Here is a 25,629-nt window from a genome sequence, read left to right as displayed (position 1 = left end):
GCCCCTCTCGTCAGTCCAGCCGCGCCGGCACTTCCCGCCATTCCCCGAGGCCCAGGCCGTCCAGGCTCCAGGGGCCGATCCGCACCCGCACCAGCCGCAGCGTCGGCAAGCCCACCGCCGCCGTCATCCGCCGCACCTGGCGATTGCGCCCCTCGCGGATCACCAATTCCAGCCAGTGGGTCGGCACCGACTTGCGAAAACGCACCGGCGGCACCCGCTCCCACAACGTCGGCTCATCCAGCAGACGCGCCTCGGCGGGCAGCGTCGGGCCGTCGTTGAGCGTCACGCCCTCGCGCAGGCGCCACAATTGCTCCTCGTCCGGCGTACCTTCGACCTGCACCCAGTAGGTCTTCGGCAGCTTGTGCCGGGGGTCGGCGATGCGCGCCTGCAGGCGACCGTCGTTGGTCAGCAGCAACAGGCCCTCGCTGTCGCGGTCCAGGCGCCCGGCCGGATACACGCCCGGCACCGGGATGAAGTCCTTGAGGGTCGAACGCCCTTGCTCGTCGTTGAACTGGGTCAGTACGTCGAACGGCTTGTTGAACAGCAGCAGCTTCGGCTCGCTCGGCGGCGCCTTGGCCACCCGGCGTGGCGCAGGGCGGACGGGATAACGCGGGGAAGGACGCGGGGGACGGGACATGACTGGAAACGAGTTGGCTTGATCGGGGTACCGGGCGGCATGCTAGGTTGTCCGAGAGCCTGACCGCAAGAGCATCCCCTCATGCCCTCCCTGCGTCCCACCTGGCTGATCAGCCTGCTGACCCTGGCCGGCTGCGCTGGCAGCGCCTATCAGGGTCCGCCTTCGGACCATTTCGACGGCGAACGTTTCCGCAATATCCAGCCGACCGCGCACAAGAGCCTGCGCGACCTGCTCAAGTGGCAGTGGAACCGCCCGCCGCAACGCCCGTGGGTCGCCCTGCCGCCGACGGCAACGCCGCCAAGGGTGAACGAGCGCGCCCGCGGCGAAGAACTGCGGGTCACCTACATCAACCACGCCACCCTGCTGATCCAGCACCGCGGCCTGAACATCCTCACCGACCCGGTCTGGTCGCAACGGGTCAGCCCGCTCGCCTTCATCGGCCCGAAGCGCCACCATCCGCCCGGGTTGACGCTCGACCAGTTGCCACCGATCGACCTGGTGCTGGTGAGCCACAACCACTACGACCACCTCGACCTGGAAACCCTGCGCCAGCTCCACCGGCGCTGGCCGACGGCCAAGGTGGTCAGCGGCCTGGGCAACGCCGGGCTGATCCGCCAGACAGGTTTCGCCGACGTCGTGGAGATCGACTGGTGGCAGGCCGTGCCGCTGGGCGCTGGCCTGACGCTGCATGGCGTACCGGTGCAGCACTGGTCGTCGCGCACCCGCAGCGACACCAACCGCACGCTCTGGCTCGGCTTCGTCATCGACTCGCCGGATGGCCCGCTGCTGTTTCCCGGCGATACCGGGCTCGGCCCGGAGTTCGGGCTGATCAACCAGCGCTTCGGGGCGATGCGTTTCGCCGCCCTGCCGATCGGCGCCTACGAGCCGCGCTGGTTCATGCGCGACCACCACATGAATCCCGACGACGCGGTGCAGGCCCATCGCACGCTGCAGGCGCAGACCAGCATGGCCATCCACTTCGGTACCTTCAATCTCACCGACGAACAGCAGGACGACCCGCCCAAGGCGCTCCAGGCGGCACTGCGCAGCCAAGGCGTGGACCCGGCGACCTTCGGCACGCCGAAACCCGGCGAGCAGTGGCGCGTCGCACCGCGCAACGTCGCTCAGGAGGCCGAGGCCACCAGGCGGGAGCAGCAGTTGCGGTAGCGCTTGCCGCTGCCGCACGGACAAGCCTGCTCGCCACGGCCGCCCAGGGCCAGCCAGCTTTCCAGGCGCGCGGCCATCCCGGCCAGGCGCTCGCGGGCCTCGTCGTCCAGGCCGGCGCGGGCCAGTTGGCGCCGCAGGCCGAGATAGTCTTCCAGCAGGACATCGCGGCTGAGCGCCTGGTACTGGTCGGCCAGCGGCACGCCTTCGTAGCGCCGCTGCGGGTCGGCCAGGAAAGCGATGGCGCCCGCCTGCGGCAGGACATTCCACAGGTTGCCGCGCGGATCGCGCCAGCAAGCGCTGAAACGCGCGCGCAGGGCCAAGCCACGCCATTCTTCCAGGATCCAGCCATCGACCCGCTCGCCGCCGAGGGCCTCGACCGCCCGCCCGACCGAGAACCACGGTTCGCCGGCCAGGCTTTCCGGCATCGGCAACGGCGCTGCCACTTCCGGCGCGGCATCGGGCACCAGGCGGCGGGCGAAGCGACGGAGCGGGTTGCTGAGATGAGTGGGGACGCTGAACGGCATGGGGATCACATCGATGGCAGGCGTGGTCGTTCCGACCGGCAGAGGGCGCCGCGGTTCCACGCAGGGCGAAGGGCCATCATTGTAGGGCCTCGGCGCCGCAAGGCGTAGAAGCGCGCCGCGGTTTCCGCACGGAAACCGCGGCGCGTCCGATCAACGGAACGGCGGCTCGTCGAAACTCCGCAGCTTGCGCGAGTGCAGCGAGTTGAGCTGGCTGCGCAACAGGTCGAGGGCGGCGATGCCGATCCGCAGGTGCTGGTTCACCGCGCGCTCGTAGAAGGCGTTGGCCGAGCCGGGCAGCTTGATCTCGCTGTGCAGCGGCTTGTCCGAGACGCACAGCAACGTGCCGTAGGGCACCCGCAGGCGGTAGCCCTGGGCGGCGATGGTGCCGCTCTCCATGTCCACCGCGATGGCCCGCGCCAGGTTGATCAGTGGCCGCTCCTGGGCCCAGCGCAGCTCCCAGTTGCGGTCGTCGTAGGTGAGCACGGTGCCGGTGCGCAAGCGTCGCTTGAGCGACTCGCCGCGCTCGCCGGTGACTTCGGCGGCGGCTTCCTGCAAGGCGACCTGGACTTCGGCCAGCGCCGGGATCGGGATGTGCGGCGGCAGCGCGCGGTCGAGGATGCCGTCGCGGCGCATGTAGGCGTGCGCCAGTACGTAGTCGCCGATGGTCTGCGACTGCCGCAGGCCGCCGCAGTGGCCGATCATCAGCCAGCAATGCGGACGCAACACCGCCAGGTGGTCGGTGATGTTCTTCGCGTTGGACGGGCCGACCCCGATGTTGACCAGGGTGATGCCGTCGCCATCGGCGGCGATCAGGTGGTAGGCCGGCATCTGGTAGCGGTGCCAGACCACCCCGGCGACGATGGCGTTGGCCTCGCCTTCGTCCATCCCGCGTTCGATGATCACGTTGCCCGGCAGGACCATGCGCACGAAGCGCGGGTCCTCGCGCAGGCGGGTCAGGCCGAGGCGGATGAACTGGTCGACGTAGCGGTGGTAGTTGGTCAGCAGGATCCACGGCTGCACGTGGCGCCAGTCGCTGCCGGTGTAGTGCACCAGGCGGCGCAGGGAGAAGTCCACCCGCGCGGCGTCGAACAGCGCCAGCGGCAACTGGTCGGCGCGTTCCCATTCGTAGAGGCCGTCGGCGATGTCGTCGGAAGCGGCGGACAGGTCGGTGCTGGGGAACACCCGCGCCAGCTCGGCGGCGGTCACCCCGGAGCCGGCCAGCTCGTCGCCCTGCTCGACCACGTAGGGATAGGGGATGTCCTGTTGGCTCGGGCCGACCTGCACCTGCACGGTGAAATCGTCCATCAGCGGACGCAACTGTTCCAGCAGGTACTTGCGGAAGGCGTCGGGGTGGGTGACGGTGACGCTGTATTCGCCCGGCACCTGGACCTTGGCGTAGGCGCGGGTGGTGGACGGCACCTCGCCCTGGCAGCGGTAGCCGATGCGCAGTTGCGGGTAGTGGAAGTTCTGCCGCTCGGCCTCGCTTGGCTCGATGCGCTCCTTGATGTAGCGCTTGAGCGCCTGGCTCAGCGCCGCGGTGGCCTGGCGGTGCAGCTCGGCAAGACGGTCGACGGCCTCCTCGGCCGTGCGGGCGACGACGAACCCGTCGTCGGAATCGATACTCATGGTGGGCTTCCTGTCGGTTCGCATGGAAAACATCTTGCCTGTACCGACAGGAAAACACAGCGCTTTTCTCCCGTTATCTCATTCGGCCAGCGCCACCACCGCCATGGTCACGGTGGCCTTGCTGAACAGGTGCCGCCGACCGTCCCGCTCGGCGAACACCTCGGCCTCGACCACCGTCACCTGGCGCCCGGCCTTGAGCACCTCGGCGCGACACAACAGGCGCTGGCAAAGCGCCGGGCGCAACAGGTTGAGCTTGAACTCCAGGGTCAGCACCGTCTGCCCCTCCTCCACCAGGGTCGCGGCGGCGGCCCCGGCGGCATGGTCGGCCAGGGTCGCCTGGACCCCGGCATGGATGAAGCCGTTCTGCTGGGCGTGGCGGGGCAGGATGTCCAGCCCCGCTTCGACCCAACCCGGCCCGCAGTCCAGCGGACGGATGCCGAGGTCGCCGACGAAACTGGCCGCGGCGAAGCCCTGCTCGACCAGCTCCCGGTAGCGCGGATGCGCCTGCATCGCGACGCGCCTCAGGTCAGGTGCGGGGTGGCGCGAGCCAACAGCGCCTCGACCTCGACGCCGCGCGGGAGGGTGCCGTAGACACGCCCGCCGTCCCCCAGGCGACTGCCGATGAAGGCGTCGGACACCGCGGAGTTGCCGGCTTCCAGCAACAGCTTGGCCTGCAGGGCGATCGCCACGTCCTCGGTGAGCTGGCGGGCGCGGTACTGGATGTCGGCGGTGTCGGCGAAGGCCGCTTTGAGGTTGCCGATGTGCGCGGCGAGACGGGCGTCGCCATGGCCGTCGCCCAGTTCGGCGAACAACGCGTCGAGCACCCCCGGCTCCTTCGACAGGGCACGCAGCACGTCCAGGCACTGCACGTTGCCGGAACCTTCCCAGATCGAGTTCACCGGGGCCTCGCGGTACAGCCGCGGCAGGATGGTTTCCTCGACGTAGCCGGCACCGCCCATGCATTCGGAGGCTTCGTTGATCATCGCCGGGGCACGCTTGCAGATCCAGTATTTGCCCACCGCGGTGACCAGGCGGGCGAACTTCTCCTCCTGCTCGTCGTGGGCACGGTCCAGGGCATGCCCCATGCGCAGGGTCAGGGCCAGCGCCGCCTCGCTTTCCAGGGCCAGGTCGGCGAGCACGTTCTGCATCAGCGGTTGCTCGGCCAGCACCCGCCCGCCGACCTTGCGGTAGGCACAGTGGTGGGCGGCCTGGGTCAACGCCTGACGCATCAGTGCGCTGGAGCCGATCATGCAGTCGAAGCGGGTCATGGCGACCATCTCGATGATGGTCGGCACGCCACGGCCCTCCTCGCCGACCATCCAGGCCAGGGCGCCGCGATACTCGATTTCGCTGGAGGCGTTCGACCAGTTGCCCAGCTTGTCCTTCAGGCGCTGGATGTAGAACTGGTTGCGGCTGCCGTCCGGCCGGTGGCGCGGCAGCAGGAAGCAGGTCAGGCCCTTGTCGGTGTAGGCCAGGGTGAGGAAGGCGTCGCACATCGGCGCCGAGCAGAACCACTTGTGCCCGACCAGTTCGTAGGCCTGCCCCGGCCCGGGAATCCCCACCGGGTAGGCCCGCGTGGTATTGGCCCGGACGTCGGTGCCGCCCTGCTTCTCGGTCATCGCCATGCCGATGGTGACGCCCGCCTTCTGCTCCATCGGCACGTTGCGCGGGTCGTACTCGCGGGAGAGGATCTTCGGCAGCCATTTCTCGGCCAGGTCCGCCTGCAGGCGAATCGCCGGCACGCTGGCGTAGGTCATGGTCAACGGGCAACCGGTGCCGGCCTCCGCCTGGCTGTGCAGGTAGGACAGCCCGGCCCGCGCCACCTGGGCGCCGGGGCGCGGGTCGGTCCAGGGCAGCGAGGGCAGTTCGTGTTCGATGGCGGCACGCATCAGCTCGTGGTAGGCGGGATGGAACTCCACCAGGTCGACGCGGTTGCCGTAGCGGTCGTGGCTATGGAACTCCGGCTTGTGCTGGTTGGCCAGGAAGCCGGCCGCCATCAGCGGGCCGCCGGTCAGCTCGCCGTAGCGCTGCAGGCGCTCCTCGGCCCAGCCGCCCTGGTAGCGACGCACCCACTCCTGGAGAGGCAGGTCGAGGCGGTAGAGGTTGGCGCCATCCAGCGACGGTACCTGGTTGGTCACTTCGTGGGTTTCGGCGTACTGGTGCAGGTTCATGAGGGTTCCTCGCAGACAGGCGCGCCCACCGCGCGCAGGCAGAAGTTCACCAGAGCCGTACTCACCGGCTCCAGACTCGGTTCCGGCTGGCCGCTGTCGCGAGCGGCGCGCGCCGGGGGAGACAAGGGGCCGACCAGCGCCTCGGCGATGGCCCCGACCAGGCAGGCCGCGGCAAGCGGCACCAGGGAAAGCTGGAATGCGCCACTGCGCCGGCCCTCCTCGAGCAGTTCGACGAACAGTGCGGCGTAGGCCTCGCGATAGCGCAGGCGCTGCTCGTCGACTTCAGGATCCACCGGCTCGGCGATCAGGGCGAAGGCCAGCCGCTGGCTGCTCCAGGCGCGCGCGGCAAAGCGCCGCAAGCCCTCGGCCAGGCGCCAGGCGGGCGCGCCGGGACCGCGCAGGACCACGGCCAGGGCATCGACCTCACGCTGGCTGGCGCGGCGGAAGATTTCCGCCGCCAGCTCGCCCTTGCCCCGGAAGTGGCGGTACAGGCTGCCGGTGGCGATCCCCGCGTCGTCGGCCAGGGCCTGCATGGTCAGCGCGGCGAAACCGCCCTCCGCGACACGCCGCAGGCCTAGCTGGAGGATGCGCTCGCGCAGCGCGGAATCGCGTTGCAGGCGGCGTTCGGTGACACGATAGACCATGACTGAATCCGGATTCACTTTTTCCCAGTGAATCACGCTTCAGGCTTTGCCTAAAGAGACATACAGGTCGCGCAGGCCGGCATTTCAGCCAGCCGCGGAAAGGCTTCAGGCGGACTTGGTGACGATCGGCTGGCACAGCAGCCAATCGTGCAGCAGGGTCTGCAACTCTTCGAACTTGACCGGCTTGGCCATGTAGTCGCTCATGCCCGCCGCCAGGCAGCGCTCGCGATCGCCGCTGTGGCTGTGGGCGGTCAACGCCAGCACCGGCAGTTCCGCGCAGCCGGGCAGCGCGCGGATCGCCCGACAGGTGGCGAAGCCGTCCATCACCGGCATCTGGCAGTCGAGCAGTACGCCGTCCGGCCGCTCGCGCGCCAGCAACTCCAGGGCCTCGCTGCCGTTGTCGGCGGTGCGCACCCGGTAGCCGAGCTTGAGCAGCATGCCGCGAGTCACCAACTGGTTGATGGCGTTGTCCTCCACCACCAGCACCGTGCACTCCTCGGGACGCCGCACCGCCTGCCCGCCGGCGCGCCGCGGCGGCGGCGCCAGGCCCTGGGCCGGCTGGGTCAGTTGCAGGCGCAGGAGGAAGCGGCTGCCCTGTCCCGGCCGGGACTCGTGGGTCAGCTCGCCGCCAAGCAGCTCCACCAGCTTGCGGCACAGAGCCAGGCCGATGCCGAGGCCTCCGTAGCCACGGGTCAACGAGCTGTCGGCCTGGACGAAACGCTGGTAGAGGTCGCTGCCGGCGGCCATGTCGAAACCGATGCCGGTGTCGATCACTTCCACCCGCAGCGCCACCCCGTCATGGGTACGCCCGGCGGCGACGCGCAGGGTCACGCTGCCCCTGGCGGTGAACTTGATCGCGTTGTCGACCAGGTAGCCCAGCGCCTGGGCCAGCTTGCCGGCATCACCTTCGAGGGTATCCGGCAGGCTGTCGTCCAGTTGCAGGGCGAAGCGCAGGCCCTTCTCCTCGGCGCGCGGCGCGTACTGCGCGCGCAGGCTGTCGAACAGGCCGCGCAGGCTGAACGGCTCGCGGCGCGGGTAGAGCTTGCCGGCCTGCAGTTCGATGAGGGCGAGGATGTCGTTGACCATCCGCATCATGTCCCGCGCCGAACCGGCGGCGGTGCGCTGGTACTCGGCGAGTTCGACGTCCATCGGCACCGTCTGCATCAGCTCCAGCGAACCGATCACCCCGCTCATCGGGGTGCGCAGTTCGTGGGTGACGGTGGCGAGGAACTCGTCCTTCAGGCGGTTGCTGTTGGCCAGTTCCTGGTTCAGCGCTTCCAGCTTGCGGCTGGACTCCTGGAGGATTCGCGCGCGCTCCTCCTTCATTGCGTTGATCCGGTCGGCCAGTGCCAGCGACAGCAAGCCCACCTCCAGCGCCGAACCGATCTGGCTGGCATACATGGTGAGGAACATGTTCGGCAGGTAGCCGAGGACCATCAAGGTGTTGACGATGCCGCCGAGAAGGAAGGCGGTCCAGGCGATGATGAAATAGCGCGCCACGCGCATGCCGCGCAGCCAGGCGAGGATGCCGGCGGCGAAGATCAGGCCGGTGAAGGCCAGCGCCAGGTAGGTGGCCAGGCGCAGGGCCACGGCGTAGCTCATGGTCAGCGCCATCAGCATGACCAGCGCGCCGACCGCCATCAGCGCCAGCAGGCCGCGGTCGACCCACACGCTGTGGTCGCGGGTATGCAGGAAGCTGCGCGCGAACTGGCAGCCGAACAGCGCCGCCGAACCGATCAGGAATGGCGTGGCGGCGTTCGCCCACCAGGGGCTGTCGGGCCAGAAGTACTCGATGCCGGCGCCGTTCACCGAGACCTGGTAGAGCCCGAACGAAGCGATATAGAGGATGTAGTAGAGATAGCTGGTATCGCGGACGCTGAGGAAGATGAACAGGTTGTAGATCAGCATCACCAGCAGCACGCCATAGATGATGCCGAGCACATAGATGCGTTCGGGCTGCTCCTCCAGGTAGGCCTTGGGCGACCACAGGGTCAGCGGCGCCTGGATCGACCCCTGGCTTTCCAGCCGCAGGTAGACACGCTGCGGCTTGTTCGGCTCGAGGCCGAGTTCGAACAGGTAGTTGTTCTGCCGGATCGGCCGACTGGCGAACGGCAATGTGTCGCCGGTGCGCTGGGCGAGGCGGTAGCCGCCCTGGCCATCGGGCAGGTAGAGGTCGAGCTTGTCCAGCGGCGGATAGGCCAGCTCCAGCAGCCAGGTGCGCGGATCGCTGGAGGCGACCGGCCGGTAGTCCAGGTCCAGGCGCAACCAGAACACCGAGCGCGAATAGCCGGCATTGAGCACGTCCTTGTCATGGCGGCGGAAGCTGCTGTCGATGGCCCGCGAGGTGATGTCGTTGATATCGGCGCTACCGCGCACGTCCTCGAACACGTCGATGGACTGCCCCAGCGGCAGGCGCTCGACCTGCTCGTTGAAGCTCACCGCACCCGCCAGGCACGGCAACGCAATAAGAAAGAGAATCAGCCAGTGCCGCATGATGCCCCGCAGTGCTCCTCGAACGGACCGGGAGCCCCACCTCCCACGTCATGGTCCGCCCTTGGCGAGCGTTGTATGAATATTCGCCGAACTTTAGCACACGCCACGCCACGTCAGGCCCGGGACGTGTCACGCAGGGCCCGGGCGCGGCGCCCGAAAGGTCGTCCGCGCAGCCGCCACGAAGCGCTTTTAGTGGTAAGCTCACGCGCCATGAAAACACCGACTTCCCGCCCCGTAGTGCTCTGCCTGTCCGGTCACGACCCCAGTGGTGGCGCCGGACTGCAAGCCGACATCGAAGCCCTGCTCGCCCAGGGCTGCCACGCCGCCCCGGCGGTCACCGCGCTGACCGTGCAGGACACCGTCAACGTCAGCGACTTCCGCGTCCTCGACCGCGAGTGGGTGCTGGCCCAGGCCAACGCCGTACTCGCCGACCTGCCCGTCGCGGCGGTCAAGCTGGGTATGCTCGGCTCGCTGGAGATGGTCGACACGGTGGCCGAGATCCTCGCCGCCCACCCGCACTTGCCGGTGGTCTGCGATCCGGTGCTGCGCGCCGGCGGCGGCGGTGCGTTGGGCAAGGGCGACGTCGGCTTCGCCATGCGCGAGCGGCTGCTGCCGCGCGCCACCATCGCCACGCCGAACCTGCCGGAAGCGCGCCTGCTCGCCGACCTGCCCGAGGGCAGCGCCGACCAGTGCGCCGAGCGCCTGCTGGAACACTGCGAGCACCTGTTGATCACCGGCGGACACGGCGACGAAAGCGAAGTGCACAATCGCCTGTACAGCCGCGACGGCAGCCGCCGCACCTTCACCTGCCAGCGCCTGCCCGGCAGCTACCATGGCTCCGGCTGCACCCTGGCCAGCGCCCTGGCCGGTCGCATCGCCTTCGGCGAAGCGCTGCACGGCGCCGTGCAGAGCGCCCTCGACTACACCTGGCGGACCCTGCGCGACGCCGAGAGTCCGGGCCACGGCCAATACGTGCCGCGCCGCCTGCCCACCGACTTCTGTCACTGAGAGCCAGCCGATGAAACTGCGCGGCCTGTACGCCATCACCGATAGCCAGCTACTGGACGACGGCCGCCTGCTGCCCTACGTCGAAGCCGCGCTCCGCGGCGGCGCGCGCCTGCTGCAATACCGCGACAAATCCAGCGACCAGGCGCGGCGCCTGCGCGAGGCGGAAAGCCTGCGCGAACTCTGCGAACGCCACGGCGCGCAGTTGATCGTCAACGACGACGCCGAACTCGCCGCGCGCCTGGGCGTCGGCCTGCACCTCGGCCAGACCGACGGTTCGCTGTCGGCGGCGCGCGCCCTGCTCGGCCGCCAGGCGATCATCGGCGCCACCTGCCACGCCCAACTGGAACTGGCCGAGCAGGCGGTGGCCGAGGGCGCCAGCTACGTCGCCTTCGGCCGCTTCTTCAATTCCAGCACCAAACCCGGCGCCCCCGCCGCCAGCGTCGAACTGCTCGACCAGGCCCGGCCGCGCCTGCACCTGCCGATCACCGCCATCGGCGGCATCAGCCTCGACACCGCGCCCGGCCTGATCGCCCGCGGCGTCGATCTGGTCGCCGTGATCCATGCGCTGTTCGCCGCCGCGTCCGCCGCCGAGGTGGAACGCCGCGCCCGCGCCTTCAGCGCCCTGTTCGAACCTGCCTGACGCCTCCGCGCCTCGCCCGAGAGATAGAGAGCTAGCCATGTCCCGTTCCGAAACGCTGTTCAACAACGCCCAGAAACACATTCCCGGCGGGGTCAACTCCCCGGTGCGCGCCTTCAAGAGCGTCGGCGGCACCCCGCTGTTCTTCAAGCACGCCGAAGGCGCCTATGTACTGGACGAGGACGACAAGCGCTACGTGGACTATGTCGGCTCCTGGGGCCCGATGATCCTCGGCCACAGCCATCCGGACGTGCTCGACGCGGTGCGCCGGCAACTCGACCACGGCCTGTCCTATGGCGCGCCGACCGCGCTGGAAGTGGAAATGGCCGACCTGGTCTGCTCCATGGTGCCGTCGATGGAGATGGTGCGCATGGTCAGCTCCGGCACCGAGGCGACCATGAGCGCCATCCGCCTGGCCCGCGGCTACACCGGGCGCGACAGCATCATCAAGTTCGAAGGCTGCTACCACGGTCACTCCGACAGCCTGCTGGTGAAGGTCGGCTCCGGCGCCCTGACCTTCGGCGTGCCGAACTCCCCGGGCGTTCCGGCGGCCTTCGCCAAGCACACCCTGACCCTGCCGTTCAACGACATCGAGGCGGTGCGCAAGACCCTGGGCGAAGTCGGCAAGGAGGTCGCCTGCATCATCGTCGAGCCGGTTGCCGGCAACATGAACTGTGTGCCGCCGGCGCCGGGCTTCCTCGAAGGCCTGCGCGAAGCCTGCGACGAACACGGCGTGGTGCTGATCTTCGACGAAGTGATGACCGGCTTCCGTGTCGCCCTCGGCGGCGCCCAGGCCTACTACGGGGTCACCCCGGACCTGTCGACCTTCGGCAAGATCATCGGCGGCGGCATGCCGGTGGGAGCCTTCGGCGGCAAGCGCGAGATCATGCAGCAGATTTCCCCGCTGGGCCCGGTCTACCAGGCCGGCACGCTCTCGGGCAACCCGCTGGCAATGGCCGCCGGCCTGACCACCCTGCGCCTGATCAGCCGCCCCGGTTTCCACGACGAACTGACCGCCTACACCACGCGCATGCTCGACGGCCTGCAACAGCGCGCGGACGCCGCCGGCATCCCCTTCGTCACCACCCAGGCGGGCGGCATGTTCGGCCTGTACTTCAGCGGCGCCGACGCCATCGTCACCTTCGAGGACGTGATGGCCAGCGACGTCGAACGCTTCAAGCGCTTCTTCCACCTGATGCTCGACGGTGGCGTGTACCTTGCGCCTAGCGCCTTCGAGGCCGGCTTCACCTCCATCGCCCATGGCGACAAGGAGCTGGAAATCACGCTGAACGCCGCCGAAAAAGCCTTCGCCGCGCTGAAATGACCCTCTTCGCGGCGCCCTTCCCGGGCGCCGCCCTCCACCCCGCCGGAACGCCTTCCTAGCCGAAATGCATAAACGCGCCGACAAAGTTCCCGAAAAGACAGTAAAGACTTTGTAAGGAGGCGTCGGCTTATTTCATAATGTGAGGGTCAGCGCATTTCGTTGGCCGGGCAGCCCTTGCCCGCCCCGATCCAGGAGGTGTCTTCCCCTCATGTTCCGTACCGGCCGCACCCTCGCCCTGGGTTGCCTGTTGATCCTCCAGCCGCTGCTCGCGCAGGCGGGAGGCAACTCGTTGCTGATTCCAGCGACCGGCCGCTGCGCGCTGAACACCGTTCCCGAAGAATTGCAACAGGCGCTCGCCGCCTGCCAGCAGGTCGCCAATGGCGGCGACGCCGAGGCGCAATACGAACTGGGCGAATTCTTCTACGACGGCGAGCGCATCCCGCGCGACCTCCAGGCCGCCCTCAACTGGTTCGAGAAAGCTTCTCTACAGGGCCATGCCCAGGCCCAGTACCACCTCGGCACCATGTTCTTCCGTGGCGAAGGGGTTCCGGCGAACAACGTACAGGCCTACATCGTGCTGAAGATGGCAGCGGTGAACGGCGCCGAGGACGCCCTGGACAGCGCCGACCTGGTAGCCGAGCAGATGAACCGCGACGAACTGGACATCGCCACCCGGGTGCTGGGGCAGATCTTCCGCAACTACCTGATCGAACTGCAGACTGCCGGCGGCGTCACGCCCTTCGCGCCGCTGCCCTGACGTCCCTTTCGCGAATCAGTCGCTCTTGCCGGGCATCGGCATGGGGAACGGCATGACGTTGCCCGCGCCCTTGGCCTCGCTGATCTTCGGCGTACCCAGGCGCTCGACCTCGTCGATGCGGACGATCGCGTGCATCGGCACGAAGCTGCGCAGAACGCCTTCGAACTGCGCCTTGAGCTTCTCCTCGCTGGGGTCCACCACCACCTGGGTGCGCTCGCCGAAGACGAACTCCTCGATTTCCAGGAAGCCCCACAGATCGCTCTGGTAGATCTGCTTGGCATACATCTCGAAGACCTGGCCCTGGTTGAGGAAAATCACCTTGTAGATGGGGTTTTCGCGCTTGTTCATGGCGGGGAAAGCAATGCCGGAAAATGAAGGGCGCGAATCATAGCACAGCCTTTCGGCCAGCAACGCTAGGAACCGGGGGCCCCGCCCTCTATAATGCGCGGTCCTTTTCGAACTGTCCGACGAAGCGCATGGCCAAGAAGCTTTTCATCGAAACCCACGGCTGCCAGATGAACGAGTACGACTCGTCGCGAATGGCGGACCTGCTCGGTGAACACCAAGCCCTCGAGGTGACCGAAAACGCCGCCGAGGCCGACGTCATCCTGCTCAATACCTGCTCGATCCGCGAGAAGGCCCAGGAAAAGGTGTTTTCCAAGCTCGGCATGTGGCGCGAGCTGAAGCAGCAGAATCCCGACCTGGTGATCGGCGTCGGCGGCTGCGTGGCCAGCCAGGAAGGCGCCGCGATCCGTGAGCGCGCGCCCTATGTCGACGTGGTCTTCGGCCCGCAGACCCTGCACCGCCTGCCGGAAATGATCGACGCCGCGCGCAGCACGCGCAAGCCGCAGGTCGACGTGTCCTTCCCGGAAATCGAGAAATTCGACCGCCTGCCGGAACCGCGGGTCGATGGCCCCACCGCCTTCGTCTCGGTGATGGAAGGCTGCAGCAAGTACTGCAGCTTCTGCGTGGTGCCCTACACCCGCGGCGAGGAAGTCAGCCGACCATTCGACGACGTGATCGCCGAAGTGATCCACCTGGCCGAGAACGGCGTCCGCGAAGTCACCCTGCTGGGACAGAACGTCAACGGCTTCCGCGGCCTGACCCACGATGGCCGCCTGGCCGACTTCGCCGAACTGCTGCGGGTGGTCGCCGCCGTCGACGGTATCGAGCGCATCCGCTATACCACCTCGCACCCGCTGGAATTCTCCGACGCGCTGATCCAGGCCCACGCCGAGGTGCCGGAGCTGGTGAAATTCATCCACCTGCCGGTGCAGTCGGGCTCCGACCGCGTGCTGGCGGCGATGAAGCGCAACCATACCGTGCTGGAATACAAGTCGCGTATCCGCAAGCTGAAGGCCGCGGTACCGGACATCTGCATCAGCTCCGACTTCATCGTCGGTTTCCCCGGCGAAACCGAGAAGGACTTCGAGCAGACCATGAAGCTGGTGGAGGACGTCGGCTTCGACTTCTCCTTCTCCTTCATCTACAGCGCGCGGCCCGGCACGCCCGCCGCCGACCTCGCCGACGACCTGCCGGAAGAAGTGAAGAAACAGCGCCTGCAGATCCTCCAGAGCCGCATCCACCAGCAAGGCTACGAGATCAGCCGGCGCATGGTCGGCAGCACCCAGCGGATCCTGGTCACCGACTTCTCGAAGAAGGACCCGGGCATGCTCCAGGGGCGCACCGAGAACAACCGGATCGTCAACTTCCGCTGCGACAATCCGCGCCTGATCGGCCAGTTCGCCCAGGTGCACATCGACGACGCGCTGCCGCACTCGCTGCGCGGCACCCTGATCGACAGCACCCTGCATTGAGGCCGACGACCGTACGGCGGGCTCGCTGAACCTTCCCGCCGCCACGGTGCACCAACGTTTCAGCGGGAACCGGGAAAGCGCCGCCGCGATACGGCAACTTTGCGCGACGATATCCAGCGGTTATTCTCTTCCCTATCAATCAGCCACTGGCGAGTACGACAGAACACCTTGAACGCCCCCCAGGAACTTCATCGCTTTATCCTCGAGCCGTTCGACGCCCGCAGCTTCGCGACACTTTGCGGGCAGTTCGACGAGCATCTCCACCAGATCGAGAAACGCCTCGACATCGAGATCCGCAACCGCGGCAACCAGTTCGAACTGGCCGGCGAACCGCGCCGGACCAAGGTTGCCGAACGCCTGCTGCAGCGTCTCTACCGCGAGGCGCAGAACGGCACCGATCTCACTCCCGACACCGTGCACCTGTACCTGCAGGAGTCCGGCCTGGAAGACCTCGAGGAATTGCAGAGCGCGCCGCAGGTCACCCTGAAGTCGCGCAAGGCGCACATCCGCCCGCGCGGCGCCAACCAGCAGCGCTACGTCAAGGCGATCCTCGACCACGACATCAACTTCGGCATCGGCCCGGCCGGCACCGGCAAGACCTATCTCGCCGTGGCCTGCGCCGTCGACGCCCTGGAGCGCGAGCAGATCCGCCGCATCCTGCTGGTGCGCCCGGCGGTCGAGGCCGGCGAGAAGCTCGGTTTCCTTCCCGGCGACCTGTCGCAGAAGATCGACCCCTACCTGCGCCCGCTCTACGACGCGCTCTACGAGATGCTCGGCTTCGAACACGTGGCCAAGCTGATCGAGCGCAACGTCATCGAGGTCGCGCCGCTGGCCTACATGCGCGGGCGCACGCTGAACAACAGCTTCATCATCCTCGACGAGAGCCAGAACACCACCGTCGAGCAGATGAAGATGTTCCTCACCCGGATCGGCTTCGGCTCCACCGCGGTGATCACCGGCGACGTCACCCAGGTCGACCTGCCCCGCGGCACCCGCTCCGGCCTCAAGCACGTGATCGAGGTCCTGCAGGACGTCCCCGGCATCAGCTTCACCCACTTCAAGCCCAAGGATGTGGTCCGCCACCCGCTGGTGCAGCGTATCGTCGAAGCCTACGAGCGTCACGAGAGCCGCCAGCAAGGCCAGGTGCGGCCGGTCGAGGGAACGGGCAAGGGCGGTCACGATGCCGCTTGAGCTCGACCTGCAGGTCGCCAGCGCCGCCCCGGACCTGCCCTCCGAAGCGCAGTTCCGCGCCTGGTGCGAACTGGCCCTGCGCCAGCGTCCGGAGTCGGAGCTGACCATCCGCCTGGTGGACGAGGCCGAAGGCCTGGAACTGAACAGCACCTACCGGCACAAGGACTACGCGACCAACGTGCTGTCCTTCCCCGCCGATGTCCCGGACGAGCTTCTCGATATCCCGCTGCTCGGCGACCTGGTGATCTGCGCCCCGGTGGTCGCCCGCGAAGCCCTGGAACAGCGCAAGCCGTTGCAGGCCCACTGGGCCCACCTGGTGATCCACGGCTGCCTGCACCTGCTCGGCTACGACCACATCGACGACGCCGAAGCGGAAGAAATGGAAACACTGGAACGTGAATTGCTGGCGGAACTGGGTCATCCCGATCCGTACGCCTGCGACGACAAAGAGCCACCGAGCAAGGAAAAATGAGCGAAGACCGATCGAGCAACGGGCACAAGTCCTGGCTGGACAAGATCACCCAGGCTTTTGCCCACGAGCCGAGAAACCGCCAGGAGCTACTCGAGCTGCTGCGCGATGCCCACGACAACAAGCTGCTGGACAGCGAGGCGCTGTCCATCGTCGAGGGGGCGATCCAGGTCGCCGACCTGCAGGTGCGCGACATCATGGTGCCGCGCTCGCAGATGATGAGCATCCGCTCGACCCAGACGCCGAAGGAATTCCTTCCGGCCATCATCGAAGCCGCCCACTCGCGCTACCCGGTGGTCGGCGAAAGCCTCGACGACGTCATGGGCGTACTGCTGGCCAAGGACCTCCTGCCACTGATCCTGCACAACGACGAGCGTCCCTTCGACATCAAGGAACTGCTGCGTCCGGCTACCTTCGTCCCCGAATCCAAGCGCCTCAACGTGCTGCTCCGCGAATTCCGCGCCAACCGCAACCACATGGCCATCGTCATCGACGAATACGGCGGCGTGGCCGGCCTGGTGACCATCGAGGACGTGCTGGAACAGATCGTCGGTGATATCGAGGACGAGCACGACGTCGAGGAGGACAGCTACATCAAGCCGCTGCCCAGCGGCGATTTCATCGTCAAGGCGCTGACCCCCGTGGACGCCTTCAACGACTTCTTCGGCTCGGAATTCTCTGACGAGGAATTCGATACCGTGGGCGGCCTGGTGATGAGCGCCTTCGGCCACCTGCCCAAGCGCAACGAAGTGGTCGAGCTGGGCGAGTTCCGTTTCCGCGTACTCAACGCCGACAGCCGCCGCGTCCATCTGCTGCGCCTGTCTCCCCTGCAGAACTGAGCGCGCCCCCTCCGCCGCGGCGGAGGGGGCATCTTCCCGCGCCGTCCTTCTGGCGTCTCGCCAGCCCCTCCTTTACTCTTGCGCCTTGCGCCAGACTCCCCTGTCGCCGCGGACGTTGCCGTCCGGCAGCCGAAGGCGGCCCCGGTCTGCGCAGTCGGACATTGAACAGGCTCTAAGGACATTCGATGCGTTGGATTTCTCGTCCCGGCTGGCCCGGACACCTGCTGGCACTCGCCGCAGGCGCGCTCACACCCCTGGCCCTGGCGCCCTTCGACTACTGGCCGCTGGCGATCCTCTCGATCGCCCTGCTCTATCTCGGCTTGCGCGGCCTTCCCGGCAAGTCCGCCCTGTGGCGCGGCTGGTGGTACGGTTTCGGCGCGTTCGGCGCCGGCACCAGCTGGATCTACGTCAGTATCCATGACTACGGCGCCGCCTCGGTGCCGCTGGCAAGCTTCCTCATGCTCGGCTTCACCGCCGGCGTCGCCTTCTTCTTCGCCCTGCCGGCCTGGCTGTGGGCGCGCTGCCTGCGCCGCGACAACGCGCCGCTGGGCGACGCCCTGGCGTTCGCCGCCCTGTGGCTGGCACTGGAGCTGTTCCGCAGTTGGTTCCTTACCGGTTTCCCCTGGCTCTACGCCGGCTATAGCCAGTTGCAGGGACCGCTGGCCGGGCTGGTACCGGTGGGCGGAGTATGGCTGTCCTCCTTCGTCATCGCCCTCAGCGCGGCCCTGCTGGTGAACCTGCCGCGCCTCTTCCCGCACGGTGCCAGCCTGCTTCTGGGGCTGGTCCTGCTGCTCGGCCCGTGGGCGGCCGGCCTCTATCTCAAGGGCCACGCCTGGACCCATTCGGCCGGCGAACCGCTGAGGGTAGTGGCGATCCAGGGCAACATCGCCCAGGAGCTGAAATGGGACCCGAATCAGGTCCGCGCGCAACTCGACCTCTACCGCGACCTGAGCCTGCCGCAGCAGGACGTCGACCTGATCGTCTGGCCGGAAACCGCGGTGCCGATTCTCCAGGACATGGCCAGCGGCTACCTCGGCGCCATGGGCCAGGTCGCCGACGAGAAGAACGCCGCGCTGATCACCGGGGTCCCGGTGCGTGAACGTCTCGCCGACGGCAAGAGTCGCTACTTCAACGGCATCACCGTGGTCGGCGAAGGCGCGGGCACCTACCTCAAGCAGAAGCTGGTGCCGTTCGGCGAGTACGTGCCGCTGCAGGACCTGCTGCGCGGCCTGATCGCCTTCTTCGACCTGCCGATGTCCGACTTCGCTCGCGGTCCGGCCGACCAGCCGCTGCTCAAGGCCAAGGGCTACCAGATCGCCCCGTACATCTGCTACGAAGTGGTCTACCCGGAGTTCGCCGCCGCGCTCGCGGCGCAGAGCCAGGTGTTGCTGACAGTGAGCAACGACACCTGGTTCGGCACTTCCATAGGCCCGTTGCAGCACCTGCAGATGGCACAGATGCGCGCCCTGGAAAGCGGTCGCTGGATGATCCGCGCGACCAACAACGGCGTCACCGGCCTGATCGATCCCTATGGCCGGATCGTCCGGCAGATCCCGCAGTTCCAGCAGGGCATCCTGCGCGGCGAGGTGATACCCATGCAGGGCCTGACGCCCTATCTGCAATACCGCGTCTGGCCGCTGGCCGGGTTGGCCGGCGTGCTGCTGCTATGGGCTCTGCTCGGCCGCCAGTTGCGTCCGCAGGAGCGACGCCTGTTCGGCTGAAACCAGCCCCTCCTGGAAAGACCGGCGCCCCTGCGGCGCCGGTTGCGTCTCAGCGGTAGAACAGGCGATAGCCGACCAGGCCGATCGCCTCGTTCAGCAGCATGCCGCTCTGCCAGAAGGCCTGCGCTTCCGGCAGCCAGCCGCCGAAGGGCCGCAGGTTGGCCCCGCCGAGGAAGCCGACCGGCGCCGGGATCACCTCGAACCCCTGGCGCTCGAAGCTCCAGCGTGCCCGCTGCATGTGCCAGGCCTGGGTCACCAGCACCACCCGGCGCACGCCGGCCTCGCGCAACTGCGGGGCGCTCAGGGTGGCGTTTTCCCAGGTGGTACGGCTGAGACCTTCCTGCCAGCGCGTCGGCACGCCGAAGTCCTGCAACAGGGCATTGGCCATCAGCGCCGCCTCGCTGGGCGGGCGTCCGTAATGCAACCCGCCGCTGATCAGTACCGGCAGCGCCGAGGTCTTGGCCAGCCGCGCGGCATAGCGCAGCCGCTCGGCCGCCAGCAGGCTCGGCGCATCGTCGCCCCAGGCCGGGTCGTTGGTCTGCCGGCCGGCACCGAGGATGACGATGGCGTCGGCGCGCTGCGCCAGGCCCGGTAGATCCTCCGCCAGCAGGGCCGGTTCGCTTTCGAGCCAGCGCGCCATCCACTCCACGCTGAGCGGCATGCTCATCAGCCACAGACCGAAGAACCCGCAGACACCGCACAGCCGCGCCAGCCTCGGTCGGCTGGTGCGCCACCAGAAAGCGAAAAACAGCAGCAGCAACAGGCCGCCCGGCGGCAGCAGAAGTTGCTTGAAGAAATAACGGATCGGCATCGCCCCCTCCCTGTCGGAAGAGGCAATCTAAAGGATTGCGCGACGCCTGGCGAAACTTCCCGGAAAGAGACCCTAGCGGCCGTTGCCCGAACGGAACAGTTGCGAGCCGCAATGGCCGCACGGCAACACGCCATGCCCCTTGCTCCACTGCACCGGCGCACCGCAGAGCGCACAGAGCAGTTGCCGCTGTTTCAACGAGACGTGGCGACGGGGCGCCGGCGGTTGCGGCCGGGGCGGCCGGGGTGTCCTGCCGGGCTGGCGCTCGAGCAGCGCCAGCTCCTCGGCGGCCGCATGCCAGCCGCGCAACCAGTGCAGGTCCTGGTCGAGATAGGCGCGTATCAGCCCCATCTCCGCTTCGCTCAAACCACGCAACTCAAGCTCCGTGGGATGCTCGTCACGCAGGCGCTCGGCCGTATCCGCTTCATCCAGAGCCAGGGCGAGACGCTGCAGCAGCCTCTCGTACAGCCCACCTCCCGTCACACTCGCGCGTTGCAGCTCAGCCATCGAACACCTCTGAAGGTACCACTGGGCAGCCAGCCATCGACGGCCCATAGGGCAAGCTTAGCGTTCCCGTTCGGCTGAACCGCCCCCGGCGACAAACGGCGCGGGCTATCGACAGGAGTGGGGGTCATGTATGCTACGAGGCTTTCGAACAGTCACGTCTAAGTAGCGCCATGCACGAGCAATATCAGCCACTCGAGATCGAAACCCAGGCCCAGAACTACTGGAAAGAACACCAGTCCTTCCTCGTCAGGGAGCTACCCGACAAGGAGAAGTTCTACTGCCTGTCGATGTTCCCGTATCCGAGCGGCAAGCTGCACATGGGCCACGTGCGCAACTACACCATCGGCGACGTGATCAGCCGCTACCACCGCATGCAGGGCCGCAACGTGCTGCAGCCGATGGGCTGGGACGCGTTCGGCATGCCGGCGGAAAACGCCGCGATGAAGAACAACGTCGCCCCGGCGGCCTGGACCTACGACAACATCGCCTACATGAAGTCGCAGCTGGACAGCCTCGGCCTGGCGATCGACTGGAGCCGCGAGGTCACCACCTGCAAGCCGGACTACTACCGCTGGGAGCAGTGGCTGTTCACCCGCCTGTTCGAAAAAGGGGTGATCTACCGCAAGAACGGCACGGTCAATTGGGATCCGGTCGACCAGACCGTACTCGCCAACGAGCAGGTGATCGACGGGCGCGGCTGGCGCTCCGGCGCGCTGATCGAGAAGCGCGAGATCCCGATGTACTACTTCAAGATCACCGCCTACGCCGAGGAACTGCTGGAGAGCCTCGACAACCTGCCCGGCTGGCCGGAGCAGGTGAAGACCATGCAGCGCAACTGGATCGGCAAGTCGCGCGGGATGGAGATCGGCTTCCCCTACGACCAGGCCTCCATCGGCCACGCCGGCCAACTGAAGGTGTTCACCACCCGTCCGGACACCCTGATGGGCGCCACCTACGTCGCCGTCGCCGCCGAACACCCGCTGGCCACCCAGGCCGCGCAGAACGACCCGCAGTTGCAGGCGTTCATCGACGAATGCAAGCGCGGCGGCGTCGCCGAGGCCGACATCGCCACCCAGGAGAAGAAAGGCATGGCCACTTCCCTGTTCGTCGAACACCCGCTGACCGGCGACAAGCTGCCGGTATGGGTCGCCAACTACGTGCTGATGAACTACGGCGAAGGCGCGGTGATGGCGGTGCCCGGCCATGACGAGCGCGACTTCGAGTTCGCCAACAAGTACGGCCTGCCGATCCGCCAGGTGATCGCCAAGGTCGAGGGCGACAACGACTTCGAGTCCAGCGTCTGGAAGGAGTGGTACGGCGCCAAGGACGAGTCCGTGCTCACCGTCAACTCCGGCAAGTACGACAACCTCGGCTACCAGGCCGCCTTCGACGCCATCGGCGCCGACCTCGAGGCCAAGGGCCTGGGCCAGGCGCGCACCCAGTTCCGCCTGCGCGACTGGGGCATCAGCCGCCAGCGCTACTGGGGCTGCCCGATCCCGATCATCCACTGCGAGGCTTGCGGCGACGTCCCGGTGCCGGCCGACCAGTTGCCGGTGGTGCTGCCGGAAGACGTGGTACCGGACGGCTCCGGTTCGCCGCTGGCGAAGATGCCGGAATTCTACGAATGCAACTGCCCGAAATGCGGCCAGCCGGCCAAGCGCGAAACCGACACCATGGACACCTTCGTCGAGTCGTCCTGGTATTTCGCCCGCTACGCCTGCCCGCAGTTCGAAGGCGGCATGCTGGACAGGAAGGCGGCCGACTACTGGCTGCCGGTCGACCAGTACATCGGCGGCATCGAGCACGCCATCCTGCACCTGCTCTATGCGCGCTTCTTCCACAAGCTGATGCGCGACGAAGGCCTGGTCGGCAGCGACGAACCGTTCAAGAACCTGCTGACCCAGGGCATGGTGGTCGCCGATACCTACTACCGGACCACCGCCAACGGCGGCAAGGACTGGTTCAACCCGGCCGACGTCGAGGTCGAGCGTGACGCCAAGGCCAAGGTCGTCGGCGCGCGCCTGAAGAGCGACGGCCAGCCGGTCGAGATCGGCGGCACCGAGAAGATGTCGAAGTCGAAGAACAACGGCGTCGACCCGCAATCGATGATCGACCAGTACGGTGCCGATACCTGCCGCCTGTTCATGATGTTCGCCTCGCCGCCGGACATGAGCCTGGAGTGGTCGGACGCCGGCGTCGAGGGCGCCAACCGCTTCCTCCGCCGCGTCTGGCGACTGGCTCACGCCCACGTCAGCGCCGGCCTCCCCGGCGCGCTGGACGTCGCCGCCCTGAGCGACGCGCAGAAGCAGGTCCGCCGCGCCATCCACCTGGCGATCAGGCAGGCCAGCCAGGATGTCGGCCAGCACCACAAGTTCAACACCGCCATCGCCGCGGTGATGACCCTGATGAACGTGCTGGAGAAGGCGCCGAACCAGGACGCCCAGGACCGCGCCCTGATCCAGGAAGGCCTGGAAACCGTGGTCCTGCTGCTGGCGCCCATCACTCCGCACATCTGCCACGTGCTCTGGGGCCAGCTCGGCCATGCCGAAGCGGTGATCGATGCGCGCTGGCCGAGCGTCGACGAGAGCGCACTGGTGCAGGACACCCTGCAACTGGTGGTGCAGGTCAACGGCAAGCTGCGCGGACACATCGACGTGGCCGCCAGCGCCAGCCGCGAGGATGTCGAGGCCGCCGCGCGCGCCAACGAGAACGTGCTGCGTTTCACCGAAGGCCTGAGCATCCGCAAGGTCATCGTGGTACCGGGCAAACTGGTCAACATCGTCGCCAACTGATACGCGATTCCATTGGACGCCCCCGGCCATCCGGGGGCGCTGATCAACAGGAGTGAGGGAAGCTTGATGAAACGTATCCTGACCAGCGCCGCGCTGATCGGTATGACCACCCTGCTGGCCGCCTGCGGCTTCCAACTGCGCGGCCTGGGCGATGCGCAATTCGCGCTCAAGGAAATCGACGTGTCCGCGCGCAACGCCTACGGCCCGACCGTGCGCGAACTGAAGGAAACCCTGGAAAACAGCGGCGTGAAGGTCACCAGCAACGCGCCCTACCACCTGGTGCTGGTCCGCGAGGACAACCAGCAGCGCACCGTCAGCTACACCGGTTCCGCGCGCGGCGCGGAGTTCGAGCTGACCAACACGATCAACTACGAGATCGTCGGCGCCAACGACCTGGTCCTGATGAGCAACCAGGTACAGGTGCAGAAGGTCTACGTGCACGACGAAAACAACCTGATCGGTTCCGACCAGGAAGCCGCGCAGCTGCGCAGCGAGATGCGGCGCGACCTGATCCAGCAGTTGTCCATGCGCCTCCAGGCGCTGACCCCGGCGCAACTCGACGAAGCCCAGCGCCAGGCAGAAGCCAAGGCCAAGGCGGAAGCCGAAGCCCTGCGCGCCGCCGACGAGGCGGAGCGCCAGCGCCGCGCCGCCGAGCCGCAGCAGTCGCCGATCGAGTTCCCCACCCCGTGATGCCCCGGGGCCGGTTTCGCCGGCCCCGTCTTCTCCTATGAAGCTGACTCCCGCCCAACTCGCCAAGCACCTCCAGGGCCCCCTGGCGCCCGTCTATGTCGTCAGCGGCGATGAACCGCTGCTCTGCCAGGAAGCCTGCGATGCCATTCGCCAGGCCTGCCGCGAGCGCGACTTCGGCGAGCGCCAGGTATTCAATGCCGAAGCCAACTTCGATTGGGGCTTGCTGCTGGAGGCCGGCGCCAGCCTGTCGCTGTTCGCCGAGAAGCGCCTGATCGAACTGCGCCTGCCCTCCGGCAAGCCCGGCGACAAAGGCGCGGCGATTCTCCAGGAATACCTGCAACGGCCGCCGGAAGACACCGTGCTCCTGCTCAGTCTGCCCAAGCTCGATGGCAGCACGCAGAAGACCAAGTGGGCCAAGGCCCTGATCGATGGCAACGCCGCGCAGTTCATCCAGGTCTGGCCGGTCGACGTCCACCAGTTGCCGCAGTGGATTCGCCAGCGCCTGTCCCAGGCCGGCCTGTCCGCCAGCCCCGAAGCCCTGGAGCTGATCGCCGCGCGCGTGGAAGGCAACCTGCTCGCCGCCGCCCAGGAAATCGAAAAGCTCAAGCTGCTCGCCGAGGGCAACCAGATCGACGCCGCCACCGTACAGGCCGCGGTCGCCGACAGCGCACGCTTCGATGTCTTCGGCCTGATCGACGCTGCCCTTGGCGGTGAAGCGGCCCACGCCCTGCGCATCCTGGAAGGACTGCGCGGCGAAGGCATCGAGCCGCCGGTGATCCTCTGGGGCCTGGCCCGCGAGATCCGCCTGCTGGCTGGCCTGTCCCAGCAATACGGCCAGGGCATCCCGCTGGAGAAAGCCTTCGCCCAGGCGCGTCCGCCGGTCTGGGACAAGCGCCGTCCGCTGCTGACCCGTGCCCTGCAACGCCACTCCAGCAGCCGCTGGAACCAGATGCTGAGGGATGCCCAGTTGATCGACGCGCAGATCAAGGGACAGGCACCCGGCAGCCCCTGGAGCGGTCTCTCGCTTCTCGCCCTGAGCCTCGCCGGCCAGCGCCTCGGCCTGCCGGCAGCCTGAAGGCGCAACCAGCACTGGACAATCCGCGGCGACAGGCAGATGATGCGCGCGCTGGCGAGCGCCAGCCCGATCACCTTCGAGGACCTATGCCATGGCAAAGAAAAGCAAGCGGCCGAACAAGGCCAAATCCCTGGTCGCCCAGCCACTGTTCCGCAGCCGCCAGGAACAGGCGAAGAAAGGCAAAGGCAGCTACCGCCGCGAAGCCTCCCGTAACTGGGAGGCTTCTTTCGTTATGGCGGCCTGAAACAGCCGCTGGTCCATCCTCCCGCAACGCCCTCCTCACCCACGCGCCCCGCCTACCCCGCCCGAAGCCCGTCGACAAGACCAACCCCACCGCCAGCCTGCCGCCCATGGGCACACTATCGTCGGCGCGCAAGCCCTGGCCCCATCGGGTTGGGCGAAAAGCCAATGGTTCCTCCATCATGATCCGCGGCCTCGACATCCCGCGCGGCCGACTGGCAACCCTCTGGCCATTACAGCGCACGAACCAGGCTCGGGCGTTCGATGCCGACGCCGAAGCGGGTAGCCATGTCGCGCAGAACGAAGGCCAGGAAGAAGAAGTCGAAGGCCTCGAGCATGCCGCGCGCCCCGTCGCCGATCCCGACTCGGGTGCGCCGCGAGGCTTCGACAGGCGGCGGAGCGGTACGGACGAAACCATTGGCCGCCCGACAGTGACCGAACATATGGCGAACGATATCCACCGCGCCGATGGAACCACATTGGCGAACCCGG

General features: G+C 67.5%; 25 protein-coding genes. 14 read left to right on the top strand and 11 right to left on the bottom strand.

Annotation, left to right across the window (positions count from 1 at the left end; all coding sequences use genetic code 11):
- Positions 1–10: 10 nt before the first annotated feature.
- Positions 11–580: a pseudouridine synthase gene (locus tag LJF27_RS03765; protein WP_016852477.1), complete on the bottom strand. Its 570-nt coding sequence runs from the start codon at positions 578–580 to the stop codon at positions 11–13.
- A gap of 138 nt (positions 581–718) precedes the next feature.
- On the opposite strand from LJF27_RS03765, the gene LJF27_RS03760 reads away from it, so the two are divergent.
- On the top strand, positions 719–1,804 hold the full coding sequence (locus LJF27_RS03760; protein ID WP_003106059.1) for an MBL fold metallo-hydrolase: 1,086 nt from the start codon (positions 719–721) through the stop codon (positions 1,802–1,804).
- Here the strand turns inward: LJF27_RS03760 and LJF27_RS03755 are convergent.
- From LJF27_RS03755 to ladS, 6 genes are all read right to left on the bottom strand, one after another.
- Entirely contained in the window at positions 1,762–2,328 is a 567-nt protein-coding gene (locus LJF27_RS03755; protein ID WP_023102861.1) for an SEC-C metal-binding domain-containing protein, read from the bottom strand. The genes LJF27_RS03760 and LJF27_RS03755 overlap by 43 nt on opposite strands.
- A 150-nt stretch (positions 2,329–2,478) precedes the next feature.
- Positions 2,479–3,978, bottom strand: coding sequence for an AMP nucleosidase (amn, locus tag LJF27_RS03750; RefSeq protein ID WP_003119204.1), 1,500 nt, complete (start codon positions 3,976–3,978; stop codon positions 2,479–2,481).
- Positions 3,979–4,032: 54 nt separating this feature from the next.
- Entirely contained in the window at positions 4,033–4,464 is a 432-nt protein-coding gene (locus LJF27_RS03745; protein ID WP_003093139.1) for a PaaI family thioesterase, read from the bottom strand.
- An 11-nt stretch (positions 4,465–4,475) separates the two neighbouring features.
- Positions 4,476–6,125: an acyl-CoA dehydrogenase family protein gene (locus LJF27_RS03740; protein WP_003143003.1), complete on the bottom strand. Its 1,650-nt coding sequence runs from the start codon at positions 6,123–6,125 to the stop codon at positions 4,476–4,478.
- Positions 6,122–6,769, bottom strand: a complete 648-nt coding sequence (locus LJF27_RS03735; RefSeq protein ID WP_003093144.1) for a TetR/AcrR family transcriptional regulator — start codon at positions 6,767–6,769, stop codon at positions 6,122–6,124. The genes LJF27_RS03740 and LJF27_RS03735 overlap by 4 nt, the downstream gene beginning before the upstream one ends.
- A 105-nt stretch (positions 6,770–6,874) precedes the next feature.
- Positions 6,875–9,262: a hybrid sensor histidine kinase/response regulator LadS gene (gene ladS / locus LJF27_RS03730; protein WP_023082764.1), complete on the bottom strand. Its 2,388-nt coding sequence runs from the start codon at positions 9,260–9,262 to the stop codon at positions 6,875–6,877.
- Between the two features lie 210 nt (positions 9,263–9,472).
- Between ladS and LJF27_RS03725 the strand changes: the two genes are divergently transcribed.
- The 4 genes from LJF27_RS03725 (at position 9,473) to LJF27_RS03710 (ending at position 12,988) form a co-directional block, all read left to right on the top strand.
- Positions 9,473–10,270: a hydroxymethylpyrimidine/phosphomethylpyrimidine kinase gene (locus LJF27_RS03725; protein WP_016253014.1), complete on the top strand. Its 798-nt coding sequence runs from the start codon at positions 9,473–9,475 to the stop codon at positions 10,268–10,270.
- A gap of 10 nt (positions 10,271–10,280) precedes the next feature.
- Complete coding sequence (gene thiE / locus LJF27_RS03720; RefSeq protein WP_003093148.1) at positions 10,281–10,910, top strand: thiamine phosphate synthase; 630 nt, start codon at positions 10,281–10,283, stop codon at positions 10,908–10,910.
- Positions 10,911–10,947: 37 nt separating this feature from the next.
- The gene (hemL, locus tag LJF27_RS03715) at positions 10,948–12,231 is read left to right on the top strand and encodes a glutamate-1-semialdehyde 2,1-aminomutase (protein ID WP_229601844.1); all 1,284 of its coding nucleotides are present in this window, start codon (positions 10,948–10,950) and stop codon (positions 12,229–12,231) included.
- A gap of 208 nt (positions 12,232–12,439) precedes the next feature.
- Positions 12,440–12,988, top strand: coding sequence for a tetratricopeptide repeat protein (locus LJF27_RS03710; RefSeq protein ID WP_003093155.1), 549 nt, complete (start codon positions 12,440–12,442; stop codon positions 12,986–12,988).
- Positions 12,989–13,003: 15 nt separating this feature from the next.
- On the opposite strand, the gene LJF27_RS03705 is transcribed toward LJF27_RS03710, so the two are convergent.
- Positions 13,004–13,336: a DUF1820 family protein gene (locus LJF27_RS03705; RefSeq protein ID WP_003093157.1), complete on the bottom strand. Its 333-nt coding sequence runs from the start codon at positions 13,334–13,336 to the stop codon at positions 13,004–13,006.
- A 128-nt stretch (positions 13,337–13,464) separates the two neighbouring features.
- On the opposite strand from LJF27_RS03705, the gene miaB reads away from it, so the two are divergent.
- The 5 genes from miaB to lnt all read left to right on the top strand — a co-directional run bounded on the left by miaB (position 13,465) and on the right by lnt (position 19,025).
- A complete protein-coding gene (gene miaB, locus LJF27_RS03700; RefSeq protein ID WP_003093158.1) occupies positions 13,465–14,805 on the top strand; it encodes a tRNA (N6-isopentenyl adenosine(37)-C2)-methylthiotransferase MiaB in 1,341 nt (446 codons plus the stop codon).
- 168 nt (positions 14,806–14,973) lie between these two features.
- Positions 14,974–15,996 carry a PhoH family protein gene (locus LJF27_RS03695; protein ID WP_003093159.1) on the top strand — a complete coding sequence of 341 codons (1,023 nt, stop codon included), beginning with the start codon at positions 14,974–14,976 and terminating at the stop codon, positions 15,994–15,996.
- Entirely contained in the window at positions 15,986–16,468 is a 483-nt protein-coding gene (gene ybeY, locus LJF27_RS03690) for an rRNA maturation RNase YbeY (RefSeq protein ID WP_023115086.1), read from the top strand. Before LJF27_RS03695 ends, ybeY begins: the two co-directional genes overlap by 11 nt.
- Positions 16,465–17,304 carry an HlyC/CorC family transporter gene (locus tag LJF27_RS03685; RefSeq protein WP_003093161.1) on the top strand — a complete coding sequence of 280 codons (840 nt, stop codon included), beginning with the start codon at positions 16,465–16,467 and terminating at the stop codon, positions 17,302–17,304. The genes ybeY and LJF27_RS03685 overlap by 4 nt, the downstream gene beginning before the upstream one ends.
- A 185-nt stretch (positions 17,305–17,489) precedes the next feature.
- Positions 17,490–19,025: an apolipoprotein N-acyltransferase gene (gene lnt / locus LJF27_RS03680; RefSeq protein WP_003100330.1), complete on the top strand. Its 1,536-nt coding sequence runs from the start codon at positions 17,490–17,492 to the stop codon at positions 19,023–19,025.
- Between the two features lie 49 nt (positions 19,026–19,074).
- Here lnt and LJF27_RS03675 read toward each other — a convergent pair whose 3' ends face one another.
- Positions 19,075–19,836: a YdcF family protein gene (locus tag LJF27_RS03675; protein WP_003100328.1), complete on the bottom strand. Its 762-nt coding sequence runs from the start codon at positions 19,834–19,836 to the stop codon at positions 19,075–19,077.
- Between the two features lie 72 nt (positions 19,837–19,908).
- On the bottom strand, positions 19,909–20,340 hold the full coding sequence (locus LJF27_RS03670; RefSeq protein WP_003114329.1) for a hypothetical protein: 432 nt from the start codon (positions 20,338–20,340) through the stop codon (positions 19,909–19,911).
- A gap of 170 nt (positions 20,341–20,510) precedes the next feature.
- Between LJF27_RS03670 and leuS the strand changes: the two genes are divergently transcribed.
- From leuS to arfA, 4 genes are all read left to right on the top strand, one after another.
- The gene (gene leuS, locus LJF27_RS03665) at positions 20,511–23,132 is read left to right on the top strand and encodes a leucine--tRNA ligase (protein ID WP_003100324.1); all 2,622 of its coding nucleotides are present in this window, start codon (positions 20,511–20,513) and stop codon (positions 23,130–23,132) included.
- 66 nt (positions 23,133–23,198) lie between these two features.
- Positions 23,199–23,822: an LPS assembly lipoprotein LptE gene (gene lptE, locus LJF27_RS03660; RefSeq protein WP_003100322.1), complete on the top strand. Its 624-nt coding sequence runs from the start codon at positions 23,199–23,201 to the stop codon at positions 23,820–23,822.
- Between the two features lie 37 nt (positions 23,823–23,859).
- Positions 23,860–24,897 (top strand): DNA polymerase III subunit delta, encoded by a 1,038-nt coding sequence (holA, locus tag LJF27_RS03655; RefSeq protein WP_003093168.1) that lies wholly within the window; start codon positions 23,860–23,862, stop codon positions 24,895–24,897.
- Between the two features lie 91 nt (positions 24,898–24,988).
- On the top strand, positions 24,989–25,141 hold the full coding sequence (gene arfA, locus LJF27_RS03650; RefSeq protein WP_003093169.1) for an alternative ribosome-rescue factor A: 153 nt from the start codon (positions 24,989–24,991) through the stop codon (positions 25,139–25,141).
- Positions 25,142–25,370: 229 nt separating this feature from the next.
- On the opposite strand, the gene LJF27_RS03645 is transcribed toward arfA, so the two are convergent.
- A complete protein-coding gene (locus LJF27_RS03645) occupies positions 25,371–25,580 on the bottom strand; it encodes a hypothetical protein (protein ID WP_015649546.1) in 210 nt (69 codons plus the stop codon).
- Positions 25,581–25,629 lie beyond the last annotated feature (49 nt).

Origin of the sequence: Pseudomonas sp. 203-8 (assembly GCF_020708595.1) — a bacterium.
GTDB classification, from domain to species: domain Bacteria; phylum Pseudomonadota; class Gammaproteobacteria; order Pseudomonadales; family Pseudomonadaceae; genus Pseudomonas; species Pseudomonas aeruginosa.
Note: the sequence above shows the minus strand (reverse complement) of the source record. Positions and strands in the feature narration are given on the sequence as shown.

Coding starts and splice junctions, on each gene's coding strand:
- holA (WP_003093168.1), top strand. CDS start 23,860: ATGAAGCTGACTCCCGCCCAACTCGCCAAGCACCTCCAGGGCCCCCTG.
- LJF27_RS03645 (WP_015649546.1), bottom strand. CDS start 25,580: ATGTTCGGTCACTGTCGGGCGGCCAATGGTTTCGTCCGTACCGCTCCG.
- leuS (WP_003100324.1), top strand. CDS start 20,511: ATGCACGAGCAATATCAGCCACTCGAGATCGAAACCCAGGCCCAGAAC.
- amn (WP_003119204.1), bottom strand. CDS start 3,978: ATGCGAACCGACAGGAAGCCCACCATGAGTATCGATTCCGACGACGGG.
- lnt (WP_003100330.1), top strand. CDS start 17,490: ATGCGTTGGATTTCTCGTCCCGGCTGGCCCGGACACCTGCTGGCACTC.
- arfA (WP_003093169.1), top strand. CDS start 24,989: ATGGCAAAGAAAAGCAAGCGGCCGAACAAGGCCAAATCCCTGGTCGCC.
- LJF27_RS03740 (WP_003143003.1), bottom strand. CDS start 6,125: ATGAACCTGCACCAGTACGCCGAAACCCACGAAGTGACCAACCAGGTA.
- LJF27_RS03710 (WP_003093155.1), top strand. CDS start 12,440: ATGTTCCGTACCGGCCGCACCCTCGCCCTGGGTTGCCTGTTGATCCTC.
- lptE (WP_003100322.1), top strand. CDS start 23,199: ATGAAACGTATCCTGACCAGCGCCGCGCTGATCGGTATGACCACCCTG.
- LJF27_RS03760 (WP_003106059.1), top strand. CDS start 719: ATGCCCTCCCTGCGTCCCACCTGGCTGATCAGCCTGCTGACCCTGGCC.
- thiE (WP_003093148.1), top strand. CDS start 10,281: ATGAAACTGCGCGGCCTGTACGCCATCACCGATAGCCAGCTACTGGAC.
- LJF27_RS03725 (WP_016253014.1), top strand. CDS start 9,473: ATGAAAACACCGACTTCCCGCCCCGTAGTGCTCTGCCTGTCCGGTCAC.
- LJF27_RS03745 (WP_003093139.1), bottom strand. CDS start 4,464: ATGCAGGCGCATCCGCGCTACCGGGAGCTGGTCGAGCAGGGCTTCGCC.
- hemL (WP_229601844.1), top strand. CDS start 10,948: ATGTCCCGTTCCGAAACGCTGTTCAACAACGCCCAGAAACACATTCCC.
- LJF27_RS03685 (WP_003093161.1), top strand. CDS start 16,465: ATGAGCGAAGACCGATCGAGCAACGGGCACAAGTCCTGGCTGGACAAG.
- ybeY (WP_023115086.1), top strand. CDS start 15,986: ATGCCGCTTGAGCTCGACCTGCAGGTCGCCAGCGCCGCCCCGGACCTG.
- miaB (WP_003093158.1), top strand. CDS start 13,465: ATGGCCAAGAAGCTTTTCATCGAAACCCACGGCTGCCAGATGAACGAG.
- ladS (WP_023082764.1), bottom strand. CDS start 9,262: ATGCGGCACTGGCTGATTCTCTTTCTTATTGCGTTGCCGTGCCTGGCG.
- LJF27_RS03735 (WP_003093144.1), bottom strand. CDS start 6,769: ATGGTCTATCGTGTCACCGAACGCCGCCTGCAACGCGATTCCGCGCTG.
- LJF27_RS03705 (WP_003093157.1), bottom strand. CDS start 13,336: ATGAACAAGCGCGAAAACCCCATCTACAAGGTGATTTTCCTCAACCAG.
- LJF27_RS03675 (WP_003100328.1), bottom strand. CDS start 19,836: ATGCCGATCCGTTATTTCTTCAAGCAACTTCTGCTGCCGCCGGGCGGC.
- LJF27_RS03755 (WP_023102861.1), bottom strand. CDS start 2,328: ATGCCGTTCAGCGTCCCCACTCATCTCAGCAACCCGCTCCGTCGCTTC.
- LJF27_RS03670 (WP_003114329.1), bottom strand. CDS start 20,340: ATGGCTGAGCTGCAACGCGCGAGTGTGACGGGAGGTGGGCTGTACGAG.